Origin of the sequence: Erythrobacter sp. HI0063, assembly GCF_001635685.1 — a bacterium.
Taxonomy (GTDB): Bacteria; Pseudomonadota; Alphaproteobacteria; order Sphingomonadales; family Sphingomonadaceae; genus Qipengyuania.
In genome coordinates, this window is sequence record NZ_LWFF01000012.1 from 1 (window position 1) to 5,095 (window position 5,095).

General features: G+C 56.6%; 5 protein-coding genes. 1 reads left to right on the plus strand and 4 read right to left on the minus strand.

Translation table 11 applies throughout. The features are described from left to right. From A3736_RS00890 to A3736_RS00905, 4 genes are all read right to left on the minus strand, one after another. A partial coding sequence (locus tag A3736_RS00890; protein ID WP_197465435.1) for a transposase occupies nt 1-202 on the minus strand: 202 nt, incomplete at its 3' end. 260 nt (nt 203-462) lie between these two features. Beyond that, entirely contained in the window at nt 463-2,589 is a 2,127-nt protein-coding gene (locus A3736_RS00895) for a hypothetical protein (RefSeq protein ID WP_233999139.1), read from the minus strand. After that, complete coding sequence (locus tag A3736_RS00900) at nt 2,556-3,314, minus strand: hypothetical protein (protein ID WP_156501901.1); 759 nt, start codon at nt 3,312-3,314, stop codon at nt 2,556-2,558. Before A3736_RS00900 ends, A3736_RS00895 begins: the two co-directional genes overlap by 34 nt. Before the next feature lie 35 nt (nt 3,315-3,349). Continuing rightward, on the minus strand, nt 3,350-4,063 hold the full coding sequence (locus tag A3736_RS00905) for a hypothetical protein (protein ID WP_156501902.1): 714 nt from the start codon (nt 4,061-4,063) through the stop codon (nt 3,350-3,352). Between the two features lie 54 nt (nt 4,064-4,117). Here A3736_RS00905 and A3736_RS17755 point away from each other — a divergent pair. Beyond that, a partial coding sequence (locus tag A3736_RS17755) for a MobA/MobL family protein (protein WP_156501903.1) occupies nt 4,118-5,095 on the plus strand: 978 nt, incomplete at its 3' end.

The window sequence follows — 5,095 nt, forward strand, 5'->3', positions numbered from 1 at the left end:
GATAGCGCCGGAAAACGCTGTTCCACTTGCCATACTCATCCGGCAGGTGACGCCACTGCGCTCCGGTCCGCGCGATCCACATCATGCCTTCGAAATAGGGGCGGTTGTCCTGCGCCGGACGGCAGCCACGACCCCGCTCAGGTGGCAGCAGCGGCCCGATCACTTCCCACTCTTCGTCCGTAACGCCAATCCGCTCGCCCAAGGCTGCCTCCAAAAGCCAGCCTTGAATCAAGGTCCGAGTCCACAGTCAAGCTTTGTCCACGAAACCTAGCTTGCTTGGAACGACGGGTCGGTTCAACGATGGACTAACTCTGATGTCAGATGAAACTCGCTACTGACCGCCCGTAAACTGGTCGGAATCGGAATGGCGGCTTTCCGGCTGCCCTACGCCAGAAGCAGACAGGCAGCTAACGGCCCATCTTCGGCCATAGAACTCCGGAGGCAAATCTGCGCACTTAGCCGCTAAATACGCCCACAAGAATCCCAATCCCTTTGCCATGACCAATCTTTGCTGTGACTGATCTCGCTTTTTGAAAGAGCCCAAGCAAACTTCGGCTTCCCCTTTCCTCCTGCCGGAAGCGAGCCGATCCTTTCGGCTAACCCCGGATCGAAATTCGTTGGCGACCAAGCCGCAAACCTTCTTGCCGCCTGCTGCAAAATCGCAAATTTGCGATCCGCCTGCTGCTGAACCTCTGCGCTCGGTATGATTTCCGGGATCTGCAGATCGTGAAACTGCCGCCGAAATATTTGCTGAACGTTCTCCAATGGATGGGCAAGGGGCAGTCGCCGTTTTGGCTGCGGGACGAATTTCCCGCTTGAGCGTTGCGCGGCAGGTCCTGATAGATAATCGAACCCCTTTGCGACGTTATCCAACTTTTCGTCGTAGAGAATGAAATTCGAGCATTTGCGTAGAAATTCGACTTCTGCTTCTGGCTCGAACCATGCTCGATGGTAGGCTCCACGAGTCCAGCCTGGCTTCCCGATACGTGAGGCGCTGTCGATGGCAGAAGTGACGTTTTTCTTCAGAATATTCTTGAAGGAATCGGGAAGCGTTAAAAGAAGATCCTCGATACGCTCCGCTTGCTTGACAAATTTTGCTTTTACGAAAGCCATAATTGCAGGGCCATCATGGCGATCTGCATCGTAGGCACCATCGGTCAAAATCATTGCTGTAGGATAAACGATGAGCCATCCTGGCTCATTCCGCACGATCTTCACATACTTCCTCTTTTCACCAGCAGCTAGTTGAACAGGGACCTTTCTCATCAACTTCGCAGTCAATGACTGGGCAGTCGGCGGGCAAATGTTCGCTAAGATGACGATAGACAGCCACATCTCTCGCTTGATCCGTTTGACGGTGTCACGAAGGATCTGCCGACAGTCTTGAGGACCGGTTTGGTCAGCTAATCCCAACCAAATCTGGTGAAGGGAGGCAGGCATAAAATGGGCTAGATCAAGCCCATTCATGAGCAGGGCGGGAGCCTCACCATTCGGGCATTCCACTCGGCGGAAGGACTTCTGCAGGGCGTCGGAACATGCCACGCTACTTTTCAAGCGCGCTAGCAGGTCTGTGTCGGCAAAGGCCTGGTTCGAGCCATTCATGGTATGATGGACGAACCGCGAGCTTAGCAGCAGACCTCGGATATGTTTTCCGATTTCACTTTCATCAGCCATCAAGTCGTCGATTGTCCTGTAGGCAGCTACGCGTGCACGAACGGCGGCCGATGTAATGCCTCTGCGTGCCCTCATCTGGTTTGCGATTTCCACAATCCGCTCGATCTCACTCATGATAGCCCATGGCGCGAGGAAGGAATCCCGATCTCCTGTTTTAAGAGTCAATAGAACTGGTGTGCCGAAGATTTCGCTGAGGCATGGTCCACCCTGCGATCCTGCTTGCGAAGTCAGACGATCGAGATCTTCCCAGCGCCGAAGCCATAATGCGACGAACAGTTCAGGCGACTTCGACAGGATCGCGTCCAAGTAGCCGACGAATTCGAAAACGCCGAACCCCCAAAGCTGGCGCTGGATATGGTCGGTCGTCATTACCCGGTCATAGACTGGATTTCCGGCGTAAATCTCTTGAACTCTAGCCATCGGGTGGAACAGCGCACGCCAGCGTGCGTGGACCAAGAATTTCAGCTGAGATCGTCCGGCAGGGACCGTCACACCGTCTATCGAGCAGACTTGTCCGCTAACTTGAAACCCCGCGACCGCCGACAAAGCTCGCACGGTATCGTCACACGCCACCGGATAGCGCTCGTCTTCTGTTGCCTTTGAAAGCGCCACGGCGACAGGATGTCCGGTGGCGATCTCGTCACGCATCCCCGGCCATCGCTCAAATCCTGCTCCGGTCGTCGCGGAAGAGAGAGCTATGGCGCAAGCTGAGGTCTCTCCGACCGGAAAGGCACGAGCGATCCGCGCGGCGCTTTCCTCAAGACCAGGCATAGCTAAAGTCACGATTTCGAAGAATCGTGATTGCTTCTCGTCCCAGCCCGGCAAACCAGGTAAGAGAGGATCGAGACCATCTCGCGAAGTAGCTAATCTAGATGCAGGCTTTACCTCGCATCCTGCCATTCTCTTTTTGCGCATTCCCATTCTTTGTCGTCCCGCATTATGCTTTCTTGATGAAAGCGTCCAAGATCGACTTCTAGGATTTCGACCCTTTTTATGAGTAGGTCGACAGAGCTAATAATCTCGACTGTCTCGAAATGGGGCAGAATCGCTTCCAGCTTCGGGATCATGCTGAACAGCTTGCCGATGATGGCAATGATCTCGCGTTCTATCGCGAGTGGAGATGCCAAACGGCAAAGCATCCCTTCGCTATCAACCCATTCAAACCAGCCGCCCTCGTCGCTCTCCGGGCGATAGAAGAGCGGATCTCGTTGAAGATGCTCGAACGCTGACGCGAAACTAGGACCGAGGTCCTTGGCTTCGATTGCCGTCACGAGCGCCGCCGCTCGCTGTTGGGTGAGGTTGGGCGCACCTGCAAGACGGTCGCGATCCTTCGCGCTGACCAGCTCAAATTCGTCATGCAAACCCACCACGAGGCGGAGGGTGTTCGCGTTTTCGTTGATCACGCGAATATGGTTAGCGAGGACTTTAGCCCGTTCACGGGTCTCCATCTCAACGTAGCTGTTCCATCGCTCCGCATCTGCTCTTAAGTGATCGAGACGCTCCATCGCTTTGCGTATCTCGCGCCGCTTCTGCGCCTTTGCCTCGCCGGTTAGCAAATCGACTTCCCGAAAGAGCCGATCGACTCTCATCGTGAGCTCCGCCGCTTCGGCTTGGATCGCGTGCGGTTCATCGAGCTCCACCGTCGTACCGGTTGCATCGGTCCATCGGAAGCCACTCAAAGGAAGTTCTCGTAATTCAGATTGGCGCCCTGCGCTTCCAGCCAGTCGGCGGCTTGGCCGCGTAGGAGATGTCCGGGCATCGGCAGGCGAAGGACGCGGCATGTCAAACGCACCAGCCACCTTTGATCTGCGGTCATCTCGAGTGCGCGCCATGCGCCTTCGAGACGAAACTCCATGTCGCGCTTCAGCCATTCGGCGCAATCTTCCGCATAAAGGGTGAAGCGGCGCTCCCACGCGGCATAAAGGCCCCGAGCCTCGAGTTCGCGCGCATTGCGGTCGAGGATATCTGCCAAGGCTTGTCCGGCAGTTTTACCGGCATAGCTAAGGGCGCCGGCGGCGAGAGCGTTATGTAACCTCGATGCCGGAGAGCTGAGCAGACCTGCAAAGGCATCAGCGTCGGCTGCCTGAAAGCCTGCTGCCACCATCACCGCACCCAGCGTGATCTTGTGATGCATGGCGGTAGGCGCTGCCACCACCGTCTTGTGGACCGGCTCTGCCAGGGCTCGCTGACGTTCCGCAGTCTGGCGCATGACCCGATCAAACTCGTCGAGCCGTGCTTCGAAATCGCTGTCCGTCTTCTTTTTTTCCGGTTCGTCGCCGCTTTCGTAAATTTGCGAATTCATGATTGGTCTCCTTTCGAAGACCTCTTTCCCCTGAACAGGAGTGGGAAGGAATCCTGACTTACTCAGCAAGTCAGGATTTTGCGGCACAAATTTGGAAGTTAAAGTGGGGGGTGTGAGTTTGGCGCAATAAATGTTTCAGCTATGCCGAAAACAAAATCATCCCCCACTTCGCTTCGAACACCCCGCACTTCAAAGGAACATCGCTATGTCGCGGCGGTCTTCGTCGATGACTTCGGCATTCCACGAAAGCTCTCCGTCGCAACGGCGTCTTCGTTCTCTAAGAAGAAGCTCGCCGCTGCTGCACGCCGGACATTGAAGCTGGCCGATGCAGAGCTCGACCGCGCGATGAAGGCTGGCGACCGCGAGACAGCGCTCGCAATACGGCGCCTCCGCAAGCAGGAACGCGCAGCTGACCGGAGTATCGCTGCGTTCTTTCGCCGGCGGATCAAGACCGTCGAGCCCGAGATCGAGAAGATTCAGCATCAGCCAAAGGTCAAGATCATATCGCGGTGGCCGTTTCGGCAGGTCGCGCTGCCGCGTTACAACGCAGTCGTTCTCGATAGCCAGAAGCGGCGCGGCGTATTCATGCGCGTGGAATACTACGGCGCCAAAACATCGAAGCCGGGCGTAGCCATGCGCGTCGGCAAGTACATTTTCGCCGGGTCCGCGATGGACGATGTCGGGCGGCCGATGTTCGAGAGCAATCTCGGCTTGAGCGTTGAGGAAGCTTTATGCGGCTTCGATCACCTCGAGCAGATCAATCGATCGGCGCAGAGGAACGCCAAGGTCATATTCCACACCGTGCTGGCGCTCGACTACCGCTGGTCGAATGAGCAGCAGTTTCAGACTACGCGCGAATGGGCCGAAGAGTGTTTCGGGAAGCATGGGCTACCATACGCAATCGCCCTGCATGCGCCCGATCCCGATGGGGATCCTCGCAATTGGCATGCCCATGTCATGTCAAGCTATCGCCCGATGACGCGCGTCGGCCCGAACGAGTGGGAGGTAGCCGAGGCCCTGCGCACCGATCTCGACAATCCCCGAAGCATGCAGCTCCTGCGGGAAAATTTTGCGCGTGCGATGACACGCATGTCGCGCGAAGCCGGTCAGTGCGAGCGC